The sequence below is a fragment of the Bovifimicola ammoniilytica genome, from assembly GCF_025567085.1.
Taxonomy (GTDB): domain Bacteria; phylum Bacillota; class Clostridia; order Lachnospirales; family Lachnospiraceae; genus Bovifimicola; species Bovifimicola ammoniilytica.
Map to the genome: position 1 here is coordinate 1 of NZ_JAOQJN010000009.1, position 22,595 is coordinate 22,595.

At 31.6% G+C, this 22,595-nt stretch carries 17 protein-coding genes; 11 read left to right on the forward strand and 6 right to left on the reverse strand.

The features are described from left to right. Nucleotides 1-349: 349 nt before the first annotated feature. The 5 genes from OCV48_RS11465 to OCV48_RS11485 all read left to right on the forward strand — a co-directional run bounded on the left by OCV48_RS11465 (nucleotide 350) and on the right by OCV48_RS11485 (nucleotide 5,717). Nucleotides 350-1,072: an HAD family hydrolase gene (locus tag OCV48_RS11465; protein WP_147591997.1), complete on the forward strand. Its 723-nt coding sequence runs from the start codon at nucleotides 350-352 to the stop codon at nucleotides 1,070-1,072. 100 nt (nucleotides 1,073-1,172) lie between these two features. After that, nucleotides 1,173-3,914: a type I pullulanase gene (gene pulA, locus OCV48_RS11470; RefSeq protein WP_021983162.1), complete on the forward strand. Its 2,742-nt coding sequence runs from the start codon at nucleotides 1,173-1,175 to the stop codon at nucleotides 3,912-3,914. A gap of 22 nt (nucleotides 3,915-3,936) precedes the next feature. Continuing rightward, nucleotides 3,937-4,635 (forward strand): pullulanase-associated domain-containing protein, encoded by a 699-nt coding sequence (locus OCV48_RS11475; protein ID WP_021983161.1) that lies wholly within the window; start codon nucleotides 3,937-3,939, stop codon nucleotides 4,633-4,635. Between the two features lie 115 nt (nucleotides 4,636-4,750). Next, nucleotides 4,751-5,131, forward strand: coding sequence for an alpha-amylase family protein (locus OCV48_RS11480; protein ID WP_021983160.1), 381 nt, complete (start codon nucleotides 4,751-4,753; stop codon nucleotides 5,129-5,131). A gap of 118 nt (nucleotides 5,132-5,249) precedes the next feature. Continuing rightward, complete coding sequence (locus OCV48_RS11485; protein WP_147591998.1) at nucleotides 5,250-5,717, forward strand: hypothetical protein; 468 nt, start codon at nucleotides 5,250-5,252, stop codon at nucleotides 5,715-5,717. A gap of 28 nt (nucleotides 5,718-5,745) precedes the next feature. Here OCV48_RS11485 and OCV48_RS11490 read toward each other — a convergent pair whose 3' ends face one another. Next, nucleotides 5,746-6,765, reverse strand: coding sequence for a LacI family DNA-binding transcriptional regulator (locus OCV48_RS11490; protein ID WP_021983158.1), 1,020 nt, complete (start codon nucleotides 6,763-6,765; stop codon nucleotides 5,746-5,748). Between the two features lie 241 nt (nucleotides 6,766-7,006). Here OCV48_RS11490 and malQ point away from each other — a divergent pair, with 241 nt between their 5' ends. Next, the gene (malQ, locus tag OCV48_RS11495) at nucleotides 7,007-8,521 is read left to right on the forward strand and encodes a 4-alpha-glucanotransferase (protein ID WP_262559724.1); all 1,515 of its coding nucleotides are present in this window, start codon (nucleotides 7,007-7,009) and stop codon (nucleotides 8,519-8,521) included. Nucleotides 8,522-8,573: 52 nt separating this feature from the next. Further along, nucleotides 8,574-10,931 carry a glycogen/starch/alpha-glucan phosphorylase gene (locus OCV48_RS11500; protein ID WP_147591999.1) on the forward strand — a complete coding sequence of 786 codons (2,358 nt, stop codon included), beginning with the start codon at nucleotides 8,574-8,576 and terminating at the stop codon, nucleotides 10,929-10,931. Nucleotides 10,932-11,097: 166 nt separating this feature from the next. On the opposite strand, the gene OCV48_RS11505 is transcribed toward OCV48_RS11500, so the two are convergent. The 5 genes from OCV48_RS11505 to OCV48_RS11525 form a co-directional block, all read right to left on the reverse strand. After that, entirely contained in the window at nucleotides 11,098-12,531 is a 1,434-nt protein-coding gene (locus OCV48_RS11505; protein ID WP_021983155.1) for a metallopeptidase TldD-related protein, read from the reverse strand. 30 nt (nucleotides 12,532-12,561) lie between these two features. Further along, nucleotides 12,562-13,980 carry a TldD/PmbA family protein gene (locus OCV48_RS11510; RefSeq protein WP_021983154.1) on the reverse strand — a complete coding sequence of 473 codons (1,419 nt, stop codon included), beginning with the start codon at nucleotides 13,978-13,980 and terminating at the stop codon, nucleotides 12,562-12,564. After that, nucleotides 13,980-14,843 (reverse strand): DegV family protein, encoded by an 864-nt coding sequence (locus OCV48_RS11515; RefSeq protein ID WP_147592001.1) that lies wholly within the window; start codon nucleotides 14,841-14,843, stop codon nucleotides 13,980-13,982. Before OCV48_RS11515 ends, OCV48_RS11510 begins: the two co-directional genes overlap by 1 nt. A 194-nt stretch (nucleotides 14,844-15,037) precedes the next feature. Beyond that, nucleotides 15,038-16,138 carry an ATP-binding protein gene (locus OCV48_RS11520; RefSeq protein WP_262559727.1) on the reverse strand — a complete coding sequence of 367 codons (1,101 nt, stop codon included), beginning with the start codon at nucleotides 16,136-16,138 and terminating at the stop codon, nucleotides 15,038-15,040. Nucleotides 16,139-16,804: 666 nt separating this feature from the next. Next, complete coding sequence (locus OCV48_RS11525; protein ID WP_021983151.1) at nucleotides 16,805-17,587, reverse strand: sporulation initiation factor Spo0A C-terminal domain-containing protein; 783 nt, start codon at nucleotides 17,585-17,587, stop codon at nucleotides 16,805-16,807. Between the two features lie 257 nt (nucleotides 17,588-17,844). On the opposite strand from OCV48_RS11525, the gene OCV48_RS11530 reads away from it, so the two are divergent. The 4 genes from OCV48_RS11530 (at nucleotide 17,845) to OCV48_RS11545 (ending at nucleotide 22,594) form a co-directional block, all read left to right on the forward strand. After that, nucleotides 17,845-19,398: a BtrH N-terminal domain-containing protein gene (locus OCV48_RS11530; RefSeq protein ID WP_262559729.1), complete on the forward strand. Its 1,554-nt coding sequence runs from the start codon at nucleotides 17,845-17,847 to the stop codon at nucleotides 19,396-19,398. Between the two features lie 168 nt (nucleotides 19,399-19,566). Further along, nucleotides 19,567-20,946 (forward strand): AMP-binding protein, encoded by a 1,380-nt coding sequence (locus tag OCV48_RS11535; protein WP_147592003.1) that lies wholly within the window; start codon nucleotides 19,567-19,569, stop codon nucleotides 20,944-20,946. Nucleotides 20,947-20,980: 34 nt separating this feature from the next. Continuing rightward, complete coding sequence (locus OCV48_RS11540) at nucleotides 20,981-21,259, forward strand: phosphopantetheine-binding protein (protein ID WP_147592004.1); 279 nt, start codon at nucleotides 20,981-20,983, stop codon at nucleotides 21,257-21,259. Nucleotides 21,260-21,325: 66 nt separating this feature from the next. Next, entirely contained in the window at nucleotides 21,326-22,594 is a 1,269-nt protein-coding gene (locus OCV48_RS11545; RefSeq protein ID WP_147592005.1) for a phenylacetate--CoA ligase family protein, read from the forward strand. Nucleotide 22,595 lies beyond the last annotated feature (1 nt).

Here is a 22,595-nt window from a genome sequence, read left to right on the forward strand (position 1 = left end):
GAAGTTAAGAATTGGAAGATAAGTTAATGTGTAGTTTTGAAGGTACAGAAGGATATATAAAGAAGAAAAAGAGAACAGATGATGTTCTCTTTTTTTGCTTACCAGGAAAATTCGTTGAAATTGTCCTGGTAAGCAAAAACGCTCCGCGAGGATCGCACTGAGGCGGAGCAGAAAATGTTGCTATATCAACCCGCCGCAGGCGGGGAATGTCGCAAGCGGCATTCTTTATTCCTTTATTGTGTAGAAATATATTAAGATGAAACATTATAATAAATATGATGTTATAGAGGATTATATATGCTATAATATAATATGTTGTTATAATTTAATGCATTTACAGGAGGAATTTATGTATAAAAACTATATTTTTGATTTATACGGAACACTAATTGACATCAATACTAATGAATGGAATGCTAATTTATGGAAGAAAATGCAGGAATTCTATGCATTTCATGGAGCAGTGTATAAAACAGTGGACTTGAAAAGAGAATATTTCAGAATATGTGAAGAAGAAGAAAAGAAAATGTCAGATAAATATGACTATCCGGAAATAAAGGTTGAGAATGTATTTATGAAATTATTTCAGAACAAGGGGATAGATATAGATATGAATACATGCATTGTGGCAGGACAATTTTTTAGAATTATATCTACTGAATATATAAGATTATATGATGGTGTAGTTGAAATGTTAGAACTATTGAAGAAGAAGAATAAGAAAATATATCTTTTATCAAATGCACAACAGATTATTTCAGAATATGAGATGAAATATTTAGATATCTATAAATATTTTGACGGAATAGTATTTTCGTCGGATGAAAAATGCAGAAAGCCATCAAAGACATTTTATAATATATTATTGAACCGATATAATTTGAAAAAAGAAGAATCAGTAATGATAGGAAATGACTGGATATCAGATATTGAGGGGGCAAAGAAAGCAGGTCTTGATTCAGTATATTTACATACTAATATATCACCAAAGAAAACTATTATTGAAAATGTACAGGCGAAATATATTATAAAAGATGGAAATATAGAAAGTATAAGAAAAATTATCGCATAACACATAATAATTTTAGTGAAATTGTATAAAAATCCACTTCTAATTTTATGATTGTTATGTTATAATAAAATTTAGCCATTAAAATAAAAAGGAGGATACTATGAAAAAAAGATTAAAAGCGTTACTTATTGCGTTAGTGCTTTTGGTAACATCAGTAATTTCAATTAATGGTGATTACATTGTTGCTAATGCAGAAAATGATGGAATAACAGTTAATTTCCATTTCACAGGGGCAAGCAGTTATGATGATTACAGATTGTGGTTGTGGACAATTGGCGATGGCTGGGAGGCTAAGATGACAGCCGGTGCTAATGAAGCAACATATGCAATGCAGACCGAGACATCTACATTAAAGATTGGTTACGTTGTTAAGAAAGGTGAAGGCTGGGAAGGAAAAGATTATAGTGAAGACAGATTTGTTGACCTTTCAAAATATGTTTCAGGTACAGTTGAAGTTTATATTACTTCAAAAGTAGGAGCTGTTAAAATTGATGATTCAAAAGCTGTAACAGGACTCAAGCTTACATCTGCTAAGACAGAAGATTTAGAGAATATCACATTTACATCAGCAGTTGATATAGCAGATGTAGATGCACTTAATCTTAAAATCAAAAATACAACAGATGACACATATGAGACAATCAAGAGTGTTAAAGGTAATGGAACATCATTTACAATCACAGTTGCTGAGAAGTTAAATATCTTAAAGAGCTACGAGATTGAATACCTTGGAGGTATGACATTTATGATAGGATTACCAGATGTATATTCAAATGGTGGATTTGATGAAAAATATACTTATGCAGGTAATGACTTAGGTGCTACATGGTCAGCTTCTAAAACAGATTTCAGAGTCTGGGCTCCATTAGCAACAGAAGTTTCTATTAACTTATATCAGTCAGGAACAGCAGGAACAGACGATAAGATTTCGACAACTCCTATGACAGCTGATGTAAATGGTACATGGGTAGCTTCTATTGATGGAGACCTAAATGGTGTATATTACACATATACAGCAACAGTTAATGGAAATGTTGTTGAAGATATCATTGATCCATATGCAAGAACTTCAGGTGTTAACGGTAACAGAGGTATGATTATTGACCTTGATTCTACAGATCCTGAAGGTTGGGCAAATGATAAGAGTCCAGCAACATCACCTAATTATGTTGATGATGTACTTTATGAATTACATATCAGAGATTTCTCTATTGATGCATCTTCTGGTATGAAGAACAAAGGTAAATACTTAGCATTTACAGAAAAAGGAACAGTTAACTCATACGGACAGTCAACAGGTGTTGATTACTTAAAAGACTTAGGTGTTACACATGTTCATTTATTACCAACATTTGACTATGCTTCAGTTGATGAAACAAAGTTAGATACACCACAGTACAACTGGGGATATGATCCACAGAACTTCAACATTCCAGAGGGTTCTTATTCAACAGATCCTTACAACGGAGCAGTCAGAGTAAATGAATTCAAACAGATGGTACAGTCATTACATAATGCAGGAATCAGCGTTGTAATGGACGTTGTATACGGACATGTTAACAGTGCATCAGATTTCAGTATTAACAAACTTACACCAAATTATTATTCAAGACCAAATTCAAATGCTTCAGGTTGTGGTAATGATACAGCAACAGAGCGTGCTATGAATAGTAAATATATTGTTGATTCAGTAGTTTACTGGGCAACAGAATATCACATTGATGGTTTCAGAATTGACCAGGAAGGTTTATTTGATACAGATACAATTAATGCTATGATAGATGCACTTCGTGCAATCAATCCTAATATCATTGTATATGGTGAAGGATGGAGTATGTCATCAACAGTTACAACAAAAGATGTAAAATTAGCAAGCCAGACTGCTGCTGATATAACACAAGGTTCAGGATACTTCAGTGATGCTATACGTGATGCATTAAAAGGTTCAGTATTTAATACAACACCAGGTTACGTAACAGGTGGTTTCGAAAAATTAAGTACAGTATTATCTTCAATCATTGCTAATCCAGGTTGGCAGTGGAATCCAAATCAGGTAGTTAACTACAATTCTTGTCACGATAATTATACATTATTTGATAGAATTACAATTACTGATGGAAATACAGAGACAAGCTTTGCAGACAGAGTTAAACAGAACAACTTAGCAGCAGCATTCGTATTTTCTTCACAGGGTGTTCCTTTTATTCAGGCTGGTGAAGAAATCTTAAGAACTAAACCAAATGGTGATGGAACATATGAAGAGAACAGTTATTGCTCACCAGATGCAGTTAACTCTATTAAATGGGATACATTAAATGAAGCAGCATATGCAACAACACATGATTATTATAAGGGACTTATAGCATTCAGAAAAGCACATGCAGGCTTAAGAATGACATCTGATACAGATATCGATAAAAACCTTACATTCTTACTTGAGGGTGAAAGAGATGATAGAGCAATAGCATACCAGATAGCAGGTGGAGCAAATGGTGAAGCTTCTGATGGTATCGTTGTAGTTTATAACCCAAGCAATGCACCTATAAGTGTAGATTTACCAGATGGTGAATGGGGCATTTATGTTCAGGGTGACAAAGCTGGTAATGAATTATTAGGAACAGCAACAGGTAGTGTTTCAGTTGGTGCAGTATCTTGTACAATTCTTGTAAAAAATAATAAAGCAAATACAGGTTCAAATGGTAATACACCTAAAGATGATAATGCAGCAATCGTTAAGACAGGTGATTCTTCAACAAGAACAGTAATGTTTATCGGTATTGGTGTAGTTGCGTTAGCAGTAGTAACAGTACTCGTTGTAAAAAGAAAAAAAGAATTAAATTAGTTTCAGGGGTGTGTTATTTATTATGGAAAGAGTTAAAAAGATAATACTTATGGCTGTCACTTTTGTGGCAGTCGTAGGAATGACATTTATTAATAATAATGTTGCATATGCAGATAATGAAAAAACTATAACAATACATTATCATAGAGATGATGCAAATTATAGTGGATATGTTTTAGCTATCTGGGATGAATATAATCAGGGAACTGATTACGACTTTAAAGTAAGTGGTAATGAAGCAACAGTTAGTTACACATGTTCATCAAGTGAGGCAACAGTTGTTACATTTGTAGTTAAACCAAAAGATGGTTCAACAGCAGAATATGGTAAGAACAGAACTGTTGATATCAGTGAGGTTTCAGAAAATAATGTTGATGTATATATTAAATCCGGAGAAGAAAAGATTTCTACAAAAGGTTTTGATGAACTTGGTGGAATTGAAGTGACAACTCAGGAATCAACAAGTCAGGCTGCCCAGACAACAGAGGCAGCAACTCAGGAATCAACAACAGTTAATGAAGAAACAACTGCAGGCGAAGAAACAACAGTTGCTGCTGATACAGCAACTGCTAACAATGAAACACAGCCAGTAAATACTGCTACTGTTTCAAATGCTAAGAATAAAGATTATTCAGTAGGTACAGGAACAGTAATTATAATTGACATTATTTCAATTATAGTTTTAGCAGGAGTTTCATATCTTGTATGTAATAAGAAATAGCAATAATTATTTTAAAAAATCAAATAATTATATATGAATAAAGGTTCTTTATGTTAATAGATTATGAAGAAATTATGTCTTATGTATCTATTAGGTAAAGAGCCTTTTTTCTGTCTTGCCCAAGAATTTTATCTATGTTATATTCTATATGTTTGTTGGAATATTAATCAATAAAGCAGTACCGGGATATTTTTACAGAATGGATAAGAATGGTGTAATGTCTGATGGTTCTGCATGTGGTAATGATACTGCATCTGAGAGAAGTATGGTCAGCAAATATTTTGTGGATTCTGTATTATACTGGGCTAAAGAATATCACATTGATGGATTTAGATTTGACCTTGTAGGGCTTATTGATATTGATACAATTAATAAGATCAGAGAGGAACTTGATAAAATAAGACCTAATATTATGATGTATGGTGAGGGATGGACATTAAATACTAAATTAACAAAGAAAGACGTATTGCTAGCTACACAGAAAAACATTATTTGATAAGATACATTTATGTAATGCGGAAATATCATTTGAACAGGCTGTTAAACAGAACCTTCTTGCTATTTCAATTGTAATGCTGTCACAGGGAATACCTCTAATGCATGCAGGTGAGGAAATGTTAAGAACCAAAGAAGATGAGAATGGTGAATATGTAAGTGATAGCGTAAGGTCATCTGATTATGTTAATTCAATTAAATGGGATAATCTTAAGAAGAAAGAATATTATGATGTGTATGAATATTATAAAGGTCTGATTGCATTTAGAAAGTCACATAAGGTTTTCATGATGTCAGATGCAAAGGAAATTAAAAAGAAAAATTCCTTTATTGATACTGATGATGAAAAAGTAATTGCATATAAATTGATAGAAGATGATAAAGAGATTTATGTAATCTTTAATGCCGATGATAAAGAAAGAGATGTTAGGATAGGTTCTGAAAATGATGTGTTTAAATGTTATATTAATGATAAAAAGGCAGGAAATTCAGAATTAGAAAGCTGTAATGGTGTGGTAGGTGTAAAGGGAACATCTTGTAAGGTTTTAATCTCTGCTCTTAACAACGGCAGTGGAATCCTTATATAAAGACCGCAATCGTAAACTAAATATAGTTTTAATCTCTGTTCTTAACAACGGCAGTGGAATCCCTTATAATTAAATCAGCTCTTAAGATTGCTTTACTAATAGGAATATTATTAATCAGGCAGTCTAATAACATCATAGCACTTTTGCCTAAACTTAATCTGTCCTGACGAATAGAAGTAAGTTGTGGAGTTATACTCTGACATATTGGCAGATCATCAAAGCCAATAATGCTTATATCTTCAGGAACTTTAAGACCACGTTTCTGAACTTCTGATATTGCACCAGATGCAATTAAGTCGCTGGCACAGATAATAGCTGTTGCACCACGATCAATGAATTTAGGAACGTGATATTTAGCACAATCAGGAACGTAATATCCGGATTCTAATAAATGTGGATCAACATAAAGATTAAGTTCATTCATAATGGTAGAAAATGCCTGGGTCTGCTGGGAAGATACCATTGTATTTCTTGCACCATTAAGAAATGCAATCTTAGTATGTCCGAGTGAATGTAAATGATGAATTGCAAGTTTAAGCCCTTCATAGTGATCTGTTCCAACATAGCCTACTTTAGGATTGTTTAATATATAATTATCAAAAAGTACAGTTGGCATTCTTGTTTTACTTATTTGCATACTATAGTCATTATGAATAGAGAAACCAATCATAAATGCACCACTATAGCCATTAGTAATCATAAATTTATCATATTCATTTTTACTTTGTGCATTCAAATTAGAAGGAACTATATCAACTTTCCAATTACGAATTTCAGCGGATTGCTTAAAACCCTGAATTAAATCATATCCAAACTGCTCTCGGTTTTCATAATCCATATTCTCTATAAATACACAAACTTTCCTTTCGAATTGACCATTAAGGCCGGTAAAATGTTTACGTCTCTTAGGGGAATAGCCAAGTTCTATGGCAGCGGCTATGACTTTATCTCTTGTCTCGTCGCTTATATCAGTTGCATTATTAAGACCTTTAGAAACTGTACTTGAGGCAATGCCAAGATAATCAGAAATATCTTTAATTGTTACCATATAAGTCCTCCTGGATATATAATAAATATTATTAAGAATTTAAAATAGAAGCATTAATGTATATAATATAGCAAACTAGTATGAAAAATGCAATAAGAAATTTCGATAATTTTCGAAAAAATACGAAAAAATTACGAAAATAGTAAATAAAGGTAATATTTATAATTTATTACCTTGACTACATAGTTGGCAAATGATAAAATTAGGTTGTATTTCGGAATAACAACAATGAGGTGAAAATATGGCTGAAATGATGAATGAAAAAAAAGACAGAGCATTGAAGCGTGGAGCAGGATTATTGCTTCCAATAAGTAGTTTACCATCTCCATATGGTATTGGTACACTTGGTAAAGAAGCTTACAAGTTCGTCGATTATTTAGTTGAAGCAGGTCAGAAATATTGGCAGGTGCTTCCGGTAGGACCTACAAGTTATGGAGATAGTCCATACCAGTCTTTTTCAGCTTTTGCTGGTAATCCATACTTTATTGATTTAGATTATCTTGTTGAAGAAGGATTAATAACAAAAGCACAGATTAAGAAGTTCCCTTGGGGAGATAATGCAGAGTATATTGATTATGCAACTGTATATGGCTCAAGATTCCAGATTTTAAGAATGGCATTTAATAATAGTACATATGCGGAGACAAAGGAATATGCACAGTTTGAAAAAGATAATGAATATTGGTTAGATGACTATAGTTTATATATGGCTGTTAAGTTCAAGTTTGACAATCAGGAATGGTCAAAATGGGACTACGATATTAAAGCCAGACAGCCTGAAGCAATAGACAGATATAAAGAAGAGCTTAAAGATGATATTGCTTTCTGGAAATTCTGTCAGTTCAAGTTCTTTGAGCAGTGGAATAAATTACGTGTTTATGCAAATGAAAGCGGCATAGAGATAATAGGAGATATTCCTATTTACGTGGCTATGGACAGTGCTGATGTATGGGCTCATAAAGATTTATTCGAACTTGATGAAGATTTCGAACAGATTAATGTTGCAGGTGTTCCACCAGATGCATTTTCAGAGGATGGACAGTTATGGGGTAATCCATTATATAACTGGAACAGAATGGAAGAATGTGATTTTGAATGGTGGAAACAGAGAATGGCGAGCAATTCTAAAATATATGATTATATTAGAATTGACCATTTCATTGGTGTTGTAAATTATTACTCGATTGAAGCAGGCTGTGAAAATGCTAAAGAGGGTGTCTGGAGACAGGGACCTGGCAAGAAACTTACAGATGCTATAGACAGTGCAATCGGAGATGCTAAGATAATTGCTGAAGATTTAGGAATAGTAAGCCCGGCAGTAAGAGAATTATTAGCTGAGACAGGCTATCCTGGAATGAACATCATTGAGTTTGCATTTGATGGAGGTCCTACTAACTCACATTTACCACATAATTATAAACCTAATTCATTAGTATATGGTGGTACACATGATAATGAAACAGTAGTAGGATATTTTTCAAGCAGAAGTGCGGCAGATCTTAAATATGCATACAAGTATCTTGGAGTTACCAAGAAATCAGAGATTCCTGCAGCGGTATTAAGAGCGGCATATGCAAGTGTTGCAGCAATAGCAATATTTCAGGTCCAGGATATATTAGAACTCGGAAATGAGGCAAGAATGAATACACCATCTACAGTTGGAGATAACTGGAAATGGAGAATGTTAAAAGGAAGCCTTACGAAGAAGAAAGCGAAAGAACTTAAAGAATTAGCAGAATTTTATGCTAGACTTTAGTAAATATAAAAACAAAAATAATATAATTGAGCAGATAGGAGAAAAAGAAGGAATGAGTACATTTAAGGAGAACATTGTAACTATTTTAGACCTTGATTACAACAAGACAATTAAGGAAGCATCTACAGTAGAACTTTACAATGCAGTATCAAAAGCAGCCATGAAGAGTTTAGCTAATCAGTGGTCATGGGAAACAGATAGCAAAAAAGTATGTTACTTTTCTGCAGAGTTTCTTATTGGTAGATTAGTATATAACAACCTTATGAACCTTGGACTTATGAATCAGTTAGCTGATTTATTCGCTGAGAATGGAATCGATATCAGAGTATTTGAAGAAATCGAAGATAATGCACAGGGTAATGGTGGTTTAGGACGTCTTGCAGCTTGTTTCTTAGATTCAGCAGCTACACAGAACGTTACATTAAACGGTTATGGTATCAGATATCGTTACGGTATCTACAAACAGTACTTTGAAAATGGATTCCAGAAAGAAACAGCTGATAATTGGACAAAATTCGGTGATCCATGGTCAATCAGAAGAGAAGAAGATAAAGTAAGAATCGACTTCAAGGGACAGTCAGTTTGGGCAGTACCATATGATACTCCAGTAATTGGTTATGGCGCAGCTAAGATTAATACATTAAGATTATGGCAGGCAGAACCAATTGAAGAATTTAACTTTGCTTTATTTAATGACCAGAAATATGATAAAGCATTCAAAGAAAAGAATGATGCAGAGGCTATTACAGCTGTATTATATCCAAATGATTCAACAGATGCTGGTAAGAAATTAAGATTAAAACAGCAGTACTTCTTCTCAAGTGCATCTCTTCAGGATATTCTTAAGAAATACAAAGCTAAATACGGTAATGATTTCTCTAAATTATCTAAAGAATATGCTATCCAGCTTAATGATACACATCCAGTTGTTTCAGTACCTGAATTATGTCGTATCCTTGTTGAAAATGAAGGACTTTCATTTAACAAAGCATTAAAGATTTGTAAAGAAGTATTTGCTTATACAAACCATACAGTTATGGCAGAAGCTCTTGAAAAATGGAGTATCAAATTATTTAAGTCTGTACTTCCAAATGTATACAAATATGTTGTTAAGATTAACAATGCATTAATCAAAGACTTAGAGAAAATGGGAATCACAGGAACAGATGTTGAAAAATATCAGATTATTGATAACCCATATGATGATAACAAAGCTTGGTACATCATCCATATGGCAAGACTTGCAATCTATGCGAGTCATTCAACAAATGGTGTTGCTGCAATCCACACAGAGATTCTTAAGAATGATGCATTAAAAGAATGGTATGAAATCTATCCAGAACGTTTCAACAACAAGACAAATGGTATTACCCAGAGAAGATGGCTTGCACTTGCTAATGAAGAACTTGCTGGCTTCATAAATGATAAGATTGGCAATGGCTGGATTACAAACCTTGACGAATTAAAGAAACTTGAAAAATTCAAATCTGATAAGAATGTTATCAAAGAATTTGATGCAATCAAGAAGATTAAGAAACAGCAGCTCGCTGAATATATTAAAGAAAAAGAAGGAATTGATGTAAATCCTAACTTCATTTTTGATATTCAGGTTAAGAGATTACATGAGTACAAACGTCAGTTATTAAATGCATTCTCAATCCTTGATATATATTACGGATTAAAAGATGGTAGAATTAAGGACTTTACACCAACAGTATTTATCTTTGGTGCAAAAGCAGCTCCAGGATATGCAAGAGCTAAAGGTATCATCAAATTCATAAATGAAATCGCTAAAATGATAGCAAATGATCCAGAAGTAAATGATAAATTACAGGTTGTATTTATCTCTAACTACTGTGTATCATATGCAGAGAAGATTACTCCAGCAGCAGATGTTTCAGAGCAGATTTCTACAGCAGGTACAGAAGCTTCAGGTACAGGTAATATGAAGTTTATGTTAAATGGTGCTGTTACATTAGGAACATATGATGGAGCAAATGTTGAAATCGTTGCAGAAGCAGGCGAAGAAAACAACTACATCTTTGGTGCAAGAGTAGAAGATCTTGAGAAGATTAAAGATTCATATGATCCTAAGAAGATTTACAATAATAACCCAAGAATTAAGAAAGTTGTAGATACATTAATCGATGGAACATTAAGTGATGATGGAACAGGATTATTCCAGAACTTATACAATTCATTATTTGAGACACTTCCATGGGAAAAAGCTGATAAGTACTACTTATTAGAAGACTTAATGTCATACTGTGATGCTAAATTACAGGTTAACAAAGATTATGCTGATACATTAAAATTCAGAGAAAAATGCTTCATGAATACAGCAAATGCAGGTAAGTTCTCATCAGATAGAACAATTCTTCAGTATGCTAAAGAAATCTGGGAAGCATAATAGACATTAAGAAATTAGATTAATAGATCAGAGCAATAATCAAATAAAAGCGGTGTATGTAGAAATACATACATCGCTTTTATGCTTTTACAAGTATTTAGATGGTGCAGGATATGATATGGCTAGAGGCATTTAAAATTATAGAATTTACATTATTAAAGTAAATTTAGACTGAATAGGATATAGCTAGAGGACCATCGAAATTATAAGAATTTTGGCTTTCAGATGATAATTTAATATTTTTAACAATATCATTAATATTAGCACTTATAGAACCATTGGTAACTGGAATTTCCTTAGTGCCATCACAGTAATAAGCGAGACGATATTCACCACCGATTTGTCCGCTAAGTGAGTCCATCTGGAAATCAGAGAAATTCACCACTCTAAGATATCGACCGGATTTTAACTGTTCTATAGATGTGTTACCACATTCAAGTTTGTAACAGTCGCACTCTCCTGTTGGATTAATTCCCAGATAAAAGGCAAATCTTGCATTACCTGTAATATATTGTGCAATGTTATTCTTAATTAATTCAAGTCTCTTAAGCGCTATACCCTCACAGGAATAAGGGAGCTTTGGAGTGAGAGTGATATTGAGTTTATCAGGTAAAGTCCTGCACGAATCAGAGTCAATACATCTGGTCTCGTCTGAATTAATAGATTTATCAGAGTCAGGGGTGTTAGATAATTCACATTCAGGAATAACACTTTTACCAATATCAAATGAAGAATATTTAGGATAAATCATAGATGCATCAAGACGTTTTAAGTAGTAGTTGAACAATTCGCCTACACATTGTCCTTCTAAAATCACTGTATCATATTTCATATCATTTAAAAATGCCTTTGCAATTGAACGGTCTTTAACCATAATGAGGGCATTGGCAACTTTGGTACTGAGAGAATTAAGTATATTATCGTCTTTAGAACTGTATTTAAAATCATTGTATAATTCAACATCGGCAGGAGAAGTGCATTGCACTACAAATTCACCCGAATAGGTTGTTGATGAATATGATGCATTTACACCGTTAGAGTTGATTATACGATAAGTAGAAGTTGTTATAAATATTTCTGTAGAATTTATAAACGCATTGGTTGTCTCACTAATAGTATCGTTTACAAATAATGCATTTACAATATCTGTTGCAGATAAGTTATCAGTTTCATTTACAGATTTATTTGCAGATAAGTCTAAGCTGCCGGCTGTATCTGCACTGCTATCAGTGAAGTGATTTTTTGTTGAGAAAATATTATCTGATTCAACAAACGTTGCGTCTCCATGAGGTAGTTTATAATATGGGTTTCTAACAGAAAGTGCTGCTTCATAGGCAGAAAGGATATTTTCATTAAGTTCCATATCTGACATAGAACTATTAAGGAGGCAGCTTGCACTGCCACGCATATTAGTATCATTATAAATGAAATCTCTATAAAGGGTTATTTCGTATTTGCTGACATTCTTGTTACGTGTTAAGTTAAGTGAATGTTTAATATAAAATAATTCCTGAGTTTCAATTATATTTTCATTAATTAGGAAGTTCTGGATATCATTCTGACTTAGAACTTCTATAATTCTATCAATCATGTTATTCATTGTAATCTCCATTTATATTTATATTATAGTTTAACTGATTTTGACACGAGCTTTAATTGCACTGCCACCATCAGAGACTTTTACCCATTCTTTGTAACCCTTACCACAATAACCACAACCACTAAGTTCTAATTTATCAGAAAACATCGTAATCGATTTAAGCAAATCAGGAACATATCCGGATAGACAGATAGGAGAGAATATTTTACCTGTTAATTTACCGTCCTTAATCTCTCTGCCTATATTAACCATACATTGTATGCCCCAGTTCTTAGGATCTTCCATACCGCTGGCTGCATTTTCGAGGAGAAAACCATACCTTATGCTTTTAATCATTTCTTCAAGAGTATCTGTTCCAGGTTCAAAATAGGTATTAGTCATTCGGGTGTATGCTTTTCGTTCATAAGATTCTCGTCTTCCGTTGCCGGTAGATGATACATTTAAAATGTAAGCACTTTGTAAATCATTGATTCCGGATTTCAAGATACCTTTTTCGATAATAACAGTGTCATTAGAAATCATACCCTCATCATCAAAGAAATAAGAGCCACATTCATTGCAAGTAGCAGCATTATCATGCATAGTTACAAGGGAAGAGGCTACCTGTTTGTTCATATAAGATTTAGCTAAGGCTCTGTCTTTGACGAACATATCCATTTCCACACCATGTCCGAATGCTTCATGGGCAATTAATCCTGTTACGTCAGGCAGACATATTACGTCATATTCACCGGGAACAGGAGGAGTGCTGTCTAGAAGCTCTGTTACACATTTGCAGGCATATGAAACATCACAGTTCATTTCATCTAATAATTCTGCACCGCCAAGTGTTGAAAATGTCTGTAGAAAATAGTGTGTTTTATCATCTTTAGTAGCTAGTGGCTGTAAAACACCATTTGACCACATAAGATGCTGCTCTAAATCTTTATTGGATGATAAGAACATTTTATGGATATTTAAGTATTGGTAAATGCATACACAATCAATTATTGAATCACTATATTGAATAGCTTTTGAATAAATATCTGATAATTTGGAAGTTATGTCAGAATCGTTCATATCAGCAGGATTAATTTCATATGTCGTAGATTTATTAAAGGAAATAAATTCATCAGAAGAATCTGGAATTTTAAAATCACTAATTAAAGACTGACTATTATATTTAGTAATGTTTTCTGAAATAATTGATGGAATTGTATTCATAAAATCAGATGAAAAATCATTAAAAGAATATTCGTATAGTCCAATTGAGGAATTAAGGCGTATAACAGCACCAGTATTAGAAAATGTGTTATCTTTTATAGTTGTACCGCTTTTGGAAAAACGATAATTTCTTCCGGAAGTCTTTTCTACCAGAATAGAAACATTGTCATATTGCTTGGAAAGCACCTTTTGCAAGTGTGCAAAAGATGCCTTATTTTCTGAAAATATTGTATTATCTACGTTCATTATCTTGTCTCTCCCATAAAGAATAATGCTAATGTTCCGGGACCTGAATGTGCACCTACTGTAGGGCATACATAGTTAATCATGAAATTCTGGATACCAAGACGGGCCTTAATCTGTTCTGCTACATACTGGGCATCCTCTAGGCAATCTCCATGTGAGATAAATACGATGTCATTATCATAACCTTTACAGGTTTTCTCCATATTGTCAACAAGGGCATTAAGGGCTTTCTTTCTTCCGCGGACATTATTAAGAGGAATTAAACGTCCTTCATTATCTACGTGAAGTACAGGTTTTACATTAATCATTGTGCCGATTATGGCTGCGGCTTTTGAAACTCTGCCTCCTCTGTGTAAATGATGTAAATCATCTACAGTAAACTGATGACAAAAGTGTAACTTGTTATCTTCTAACCATTTGACATTATCTTCGATTGACATACCATTGTCACGATTCTGAACTGCTTTATATACGAATAATCCTTCGCCCATAGAGGCACATTTAGAGTCAATTACAATTACTTTATTATTCGTATATTCCTCTGAGAGTTCTCTTGCTATTATAGCAGTTGTATTATAGCTGCTACTAAGAGCAGAAGAAAATGAAATGTGTAAAACATCTAGTCCCTGGTCTAAATATTTTCTGAAGCATTTTTCAACTACTTCGGGATTACATGCCATAGTTGTTGGCATTTTGCCATTACGCATTTTGTTATAAAATTCAGATGGGTCCATATTGACTTCATCGCCATAGACAACATCATCCATATTATAGTATAAAGGTATAATTTCAATACTATGTTCAGTTGTATAGGAAAGTGGTAAATCACATGTTGTATCACTTGTAATAATATAATTTTGCATATATTCAGATTCCTTTCGTATTCAGATTAATATAGGTAATAAAGATAAATGTGTTTATGAATTTGAAATACCTATATTATAAGATTTCAAAAATATATTTAATATACATTAACATACATTTCTGACATAAATTATTATGCCAATTTTTTGGTGTAGTGTCAATAAATTTATAAGTATCTTGCGGTAGTATGAGATTAATTTTCAATAATTAAATCGACACGTTTTGCAAGCTTTTGTAAATTATGAAAATCGTTATTTGTTTTGAGACGATATTCTGATTTATCATCAAATATAATGGAAACTTTTTTTGTAAATGTTATGACATTCGAAGATGATTTTTCGGATATTAAATCTTTAGAATTGGTATCCTTGAAAGTAGTATTTTCGGAATTAATATCTTCAGTAATAACAAAGCTGGCATTATATTTCTTACAAAGACCATAAGTAGATGAAAGTCCGATTCCTGTTCCACCACTATCTTTATGAGTTGTTATACGTTTCATTCCGAGATTCATAAGTACATTATCATCAAATGTATTGCCACTATCATAAATGTCTAATGTTAGAAATTCAACTTCTGAATTAATATTTATATAAATATTTTTGCCATTATTATATTTAGTTGCAATAAATGCATTTTCAATTAGGTCAGCAAGTATAGTGTTAAAGTCACTTTCGTCTATTATCTTACCAATAAATGTATCTAAATTTCCAATAATGTTTACGTTCATAGTTATATCAGAAGCAGAACATTTCTGCATCATATAGTTAAGAAGTGCATCAATAACCATATATCCTGTTGAGGGAAGAGTAGAATTAAAAGTCGAGCAATTGTTAATAATGCCTTTTCGCTCCATAGATAACTTATTAAGTTGTGCAAGTATTTTATCTTTATCCTGTGCAGATGGATTATCTGAGCAGATAAAATTTCTGACAGTAAGTTCGAGAGCGGGAATAAGCTTATTATCTTTATGTAGAAGAGAAGATAGAACTTCATTGTCACTCTTAAGTGTTGCCAGTTCGTTTTTTAGAATCTCAAGTTCACGATTATAAACAGCTTTAATATAAGTTGCTTTGAGCCTGCTACGCCACCAGATGAATATAAAAATGGAGCTGATACATACAAATATTTGTGGAAGTATAAAATATTTGTATGTATCTTCATCAGCAAATTTTAAAATGATTGCACATATTAAAATTGTAAGTCCTATATAAATTCCAATATAATTAAATTTTTCTGATTTCAAAAATGGCATACCATTTTTGAAACGACGAATTTTAAAAATTAAAATCATAAGTGATATTTGCACAACAGCAATTATTAAGTATATTGATAGTGGAATTGTATTCTTGAAAATTTTTTCAAGAGGAACCACAATAAAGGTAACTAATGTCGCAGAAATTGCAAATAATACATAACTTAATGCGTATGAATATAGTGTACAGGATATAGCTGTGGATATGATATTACAATAGAATAATCTTATAAATATATAAATTGATATTCCGACAAGAGGTATATATATTACAGAATACTTATGTGAAAATAAAAGATATATACAAGAAAGTAAACAAGAAAAAATCAAACTATATATAGTATATCTTGTGTGTTTGGCTTGCTTGAAGTTAAGCAATTTAGGGGCAATATATAATGAACATATAATAAGTGTAAAATATTTAATAAAAGCATCAAGCATATAAATAACTCCATTCTAAAATATGACAAAAAGTAATGTTTTTATACTGAAATATACGACGTAAATGAATTCATATCATGCATAAAAAAATACTATCCTTTGAGCATCAAGTTCAAAGGAGGTATGTTTTTATGATGGAAAGCATTTTGAAAATGTTATCTAAAATTTGGGGAAAATAGCTATTTTTAAATTTAAAGAGACAAATGTGTATATTTACAAAAAATAACTAATATACACATTTGTTACAAAATAATAAATGCATTTCTACAACAAATCCAATTTACGGGCATAATAAGAAATGAATTCCAAATTTGAAGGAATACCGGAATCATGACTGATTCTTCCTTTATAATGTTCAAATAATTCATCTATGGAAGATCGACTCCAGGTTGTTTCTATTGCACGTTGCATTGCGCGCTCTATGCTAGAAGCCGTCTTTTTATATTTGTCTGATAATTCTTTAGAGATGCTATTCTTTGTGACAGACATTTTATAAATAATCACAGCATCAGCCAGATATTTGTATCCGTTTAGTTTAGGACTTAATCCTATCTTGTTAAATTCATCAAATAATAAGTGTTTATATCTTTCGATATCCTGTTCCTTAGACATAGCAACATTAAGGCTTCGTTCAGAAGATTTCTTTATTGTCAGATTATCTGCAATAATTTTTAATTGTTCAATAACAAATGTTTCGCTGTAATTATCTGCAAATTTAGTAAATATAAAATCAGCACCCATATTTCGAACTGCTTTATGAATATGTTCACTTGGATTATGAGTTGTTATTACGACAATAGGCTTATTCTCTATATAGCAGTCACGATACCATGCCATATAAGATAACCCGCTACCACTGCCTCTTTGTAGTTCCAAGTCTAATATTACTATATCAGGCTTTCTTGATGTGGTTAATTCTATACCTTTTGCAGAATCATTAGTAATAGATACAATATTAAAATATTCTAATGGTTTAATGCAATCGACATATCTGTCACATACTTCTTCTTCATCTTCAATAATTAAAATTGATAAAATTTTATTCATATTATTTCGCCCTCTCTTGATGAAACAATTTTATATTAATTATAACATATTTGTAGCAGATTCACATCACAAATTGACATATTTTAACAAATATTTTGTTAAAAATCTAACGAATTCTAACGAAAACCAATGGAAACCAACGAAAACTAACAAAAAAGTCTGAAATAAATTTAAAAAACCAACGAAAACCAATTGTTATTATATTTAATAAAATAGTAAAATATATTTTGTTTAGGTTGAAACGGAGGATGTTACATATGAAAAAATTAGATGTATATGATATGCCAAAGAATTACTACATTGATGAGGTAACTTGTTTTGAACATCCTATTGCCGTTGCAATGAATTATTATAGTAGCAAATGCAGTAGCCTGTATCTTATTTTAGCTAAAATGTATGGGATATATTTTGGCGATGGCAGGGAAAATATAAGAGAAACAATATTTAAGAGTATCAGGGAGATAATTGGAATAAATAGGGTTGAATATGGGAAAGCAACAGTAGATATAATAAGAAAAAATATCGATAAAGGAATTCCGGTAATAGTGGGCGTAAATTTAAAAAATATATTTTATAGCGAGTATTATATGAAAAGGGATTGGGGACATTGGATTCTTGTAAATGGATATGATGAACAGAATAAAACATTTAATATAGTGGATAATACACAGTTTGGCAAACTTGGTGAAAGGTATGATGAATTTGTTATTACATATGATATTCTGTTACAGGCATCTAAGGAATATAGAAAAAGATTTGGAAATGAATATGTATGTTTAGCACTTGAACAAGAGAAAGAATTTGATTATAAAAGAGCATTGATTCACATATTAGAGAAATATGACGCAATAGAGATTGATAATATTAGTGAATACAGACAGATACAACTTTTAGAAATGTTAAATGAAGTATCAGCAGATAATAGTGAACATGGTAAATATTATCGGGAGGAATTTAAAAAGAAGTTAATAAACATTAATAAATACAGAGAAGTTCTCTTTGAAGAAATTGCGAGTATAATGGCCGATTTTAATTATGATATTGAAAAGAGGTATATATATCAGGGCAGGATAAAAAACTTATATGAATTATGGGATAATTATATTATGGTGAATCTTGTAAAGGCTTCAAGGGGGAGATTTATTGCTTGTAATTCTAATGAGATAAGTGCTGCGGAAAATGATATACAAAATGAAATAAAAGCATTTATTGAATATTTATATAAGAATGAAAATATATCTGATAATGAGAATAAAAATAAAATAAAAGATGAAATCACATATGAGAAAATAAATAATGGTGATGGAATAATATATGGAAATGATGAGAAAATAATATTCAATTTCAATGGTAAGCGGACATATAACTGGTGGATTGAAGATGAAGCACCGAAAGTTAAAATCTATTCAGGACACATAGAAAATAATAGTAATATAAAAATTAATACATGCATAGAGATAGTGAGAGACACTGTTTCGCAATATGAAGGAATGCTTCAGACCGGAATATATATACATACATACGCAGATAATAGAAACTATATATGTGGTTTTGAAGGAAATGAAAAGTGGATTTTAGACAGAGTTGGTTATGACGGACTATATCTGGACATTAATAACAAATATGAGATATCAGTAGAAATTACCCAATCTGAAGTTATATTCAGAAAAGTAGTGAAACAAGACGAATATCAAATATTTAGCCAGAAAGTTAATACCGATGATGGACTGGAGGTTGGTTTGATGTGTAAAACATGGAATAAACCTTCAAAAGTGAAAGTACTTTTCAAAAATACAGAAATAAGAGAATAAAAACTAATAAAAATCGATATAAATAGACATCAAAAAGGCTGGATTTTATAAAAAAAACAGAAACTTTTCGAAAAAAATGTCGTTCGTTACGTGAAACGTGTCGTTCGTTACAAGTTGTCTATTTTGACTTGATTTTAAATACTAAATTTGATTATATGGTAGTAGCAGATGAATAATATTGCAATTATAACTGATAAAGATGAAAAAATAACATATGATGATTTAAAAATGTATATTGAAATATTCAGCTCAAAAATGATATTTAAAAGTACCATTCTTATAATAGCATCTAATACAATTGGCTGTATGGTGGGATATGTATCATGTTTGAAATCAGGCAATGTACCACTTATGATTTCCAGAGATATGAATTTTGAAAGCATAAAAGTGTATATTGAGAAATATAAATTTAATTTCTTATGGGTACCTGATATGTGGATTAAAGAGAATGTAGCAGAATATAAGATTATATATAGAGAATTCGGATATTGTCTTATAGAGAATAACATAGAACAACCTGAATTACATAAAGATTTAGCACTATTACTTACAACATCAGGTACAACTGGAAGTAATAAACTGGTAAGGATAAGCAGAGACAATATAGAGGCTAATACCAATGATATTATAAATTATCTGAATATAGATGATACAGACAGAGCAATTACTCTATTACCGATGAACTATACATATGGATTATCTGTTATTAATACTCATTTGAAAAGCAGAGGGACAATATTGCTTACTGAATTGAGACCATTCCAGAGTCAGTTTTGGGATTTCTTTAATAAATACGGTGGAACTTCAATTGCAGCAGTTCCGTATACATATGAAATGCTTTTGAAACTGGGATTTAAAGAATGGAAATTAGACACATTAAGAACAATGACTGTGGCAGGAGGAAAGATTGGAATTACAGAAGAACAATATTTTATTGAATATGCAAAAACTAATAGAAAGAAATTCATTATTATGTATGGTCAGACTGAAGCGACTGCAAGGATAAGTTACAGACCCTGGAATATGGCTGAAGAAAAATCAGGAAGCATAGGTATTCCGATTCCGAATGGAAGAATGTGGTTAGAAGATACTAATGGCAATGTAGTTTCTAAACCCTATACACAAGGTGAAATTATATATCAGGGCAAAAATGTAACTATGGGATACGCATATGAATTATCTGATTTGTCTAAAGGTGATGAAAGAAAAGGAATACTTAATACCGGAGATTTGGGATATATAGATGAAGATAATTATTTCTATATAATTGGCAGAGGTGACAGAACTGTTAAGATAAATGGACATAGAATAGATTTAAAAGATATGGAGAAAAAAATTGAAGCAGATTATCCGGAATATAAGGTAGTATGTGAAATAGAAAAATGCCTTGATACAGGTTTACATAAAAGAATTAAAATTATATTAGAAAACAGAGATAAAAGTATTCATTGTGTACAAACATCAGAGAATACTAAAAAGATAATTGACATGATAAGTTGGAAGATGAATGTAAGTTCTCAAATGATATATATAGAAATTCAACAGTAAAAACATATAAAACACAAAAGGAGAAGGTGAAGTAATGAATAATGAAATGTATGAATGTGATAAGAAGTTAAGAGATATTTTAGAGAAAATGGTTGAAGATGAAGCGTTGAAGAAAGCAATAAGAGAAAAGGAAGAAATAGATTTATTCAAAGATTTGGAGTTTGATTCTTTGCATATAATGATATTTCTGACGAATGTAGAAGAAAAATTCAACATAGATTTAATTGGAGAAGATAATGTAATGGAAATAATTAATAGTTATCGTGGATTATTAGACTGGTTGAGTGAAAAGCAAAAAATAAAAAACATATAAATTATAGTGCAAATTAAAAAATGGGAATATATGTGGAAAAACTATAAAGTGTAATGGAGAAAGAAAGTGAATAAAGAAAAGCTATTAAATATGATAAAGTATTCATATGAAAGAGTACCATTCTATATGAAAAAGCAGATGTCAGATATTGTTGAAGAGATGACAGAAGAAAATGTAACAGAGAAAATGAAGAATCTGCCTATTATATGTAAAGATGAAATAGTTAGAGATGGAGTTAACATTTCATTAGATTATGGTATGGAAAATGATGGTAGCATTATAATGCTACAGACTTCAGGATCGACAGGAAAGTGCCTGAATGTATATTGGGATAAGACAGATTTTAATAAATCGCTTTTATCATTATGGATATACAGAAAGAAATATTATGGAATTAATCCTGGGGACAAGATGTGTTATTTCTATACTATTGGTAATACAGATAGATACAAGACCAATGGAAATATTAAGTATGAAGAAGACAAGCTTAGGATTGGTTTTAGTAAAGCTAATCTTAATGATGAAAATATGGACTGGATATGTATGAAGATAAAAGAATTCAATCCAAGATGGTTAAATCTGCAACCTAGTATTGCACTATTATTAGCAAAGGCAATGACTAGAAACAACATAGATAAAATACAGAATTTATCGTATATAGAATTAACAGGTGAAATGTTACTAGAAAGCACCAGACAGAAATTAAAAGAGGTATTTAAGTGTGAAATAGCTAATCAATATGGTTGCCATGAAGCTAATTCGATTGCGTTTGAATGTCCTCATAATAAGTTGCATTGTATGGAAGATAACATATATGTAGAGATTGTGGATAATGAAGGGAAGGAGGTACAAGATGGTAAAGATGGAAGTATTATTATAACCACATTAAATAATCATGCAATGCCTTTTATTCGATATAAAATCGGAGACAGAGGAGTAATAGACCACAATCACGATGTATGTAAATGTGGAAATAAAAGTCCTGTATTAAAATTGTCATCAGGAAGAGTTAATGACTATATTGTATTAAGTGATGGCAGCAGGATAAATGCATATATATTTGTGAGAGCTATAGAAACAGTAAATATTAAGTTGGATAACATAATATTACAGTTCAGAGTAGTACAAAAGGAATATGCATACTTTATAGTTTATCTGGTGTTAGACGAGGATGTCATAGATGCGGGAATAGGTGAAAGAGATGTTGAAAACCTGTTTTTAAAATCAATCGCTGAAGAGAGATTATATGATACAGAATTTGATTTTGAGTATTATGATGAGTTTCTACCGGATGAGGATAATGGCAAACTGAGATACTTTGTAAGAGAAGTATAGA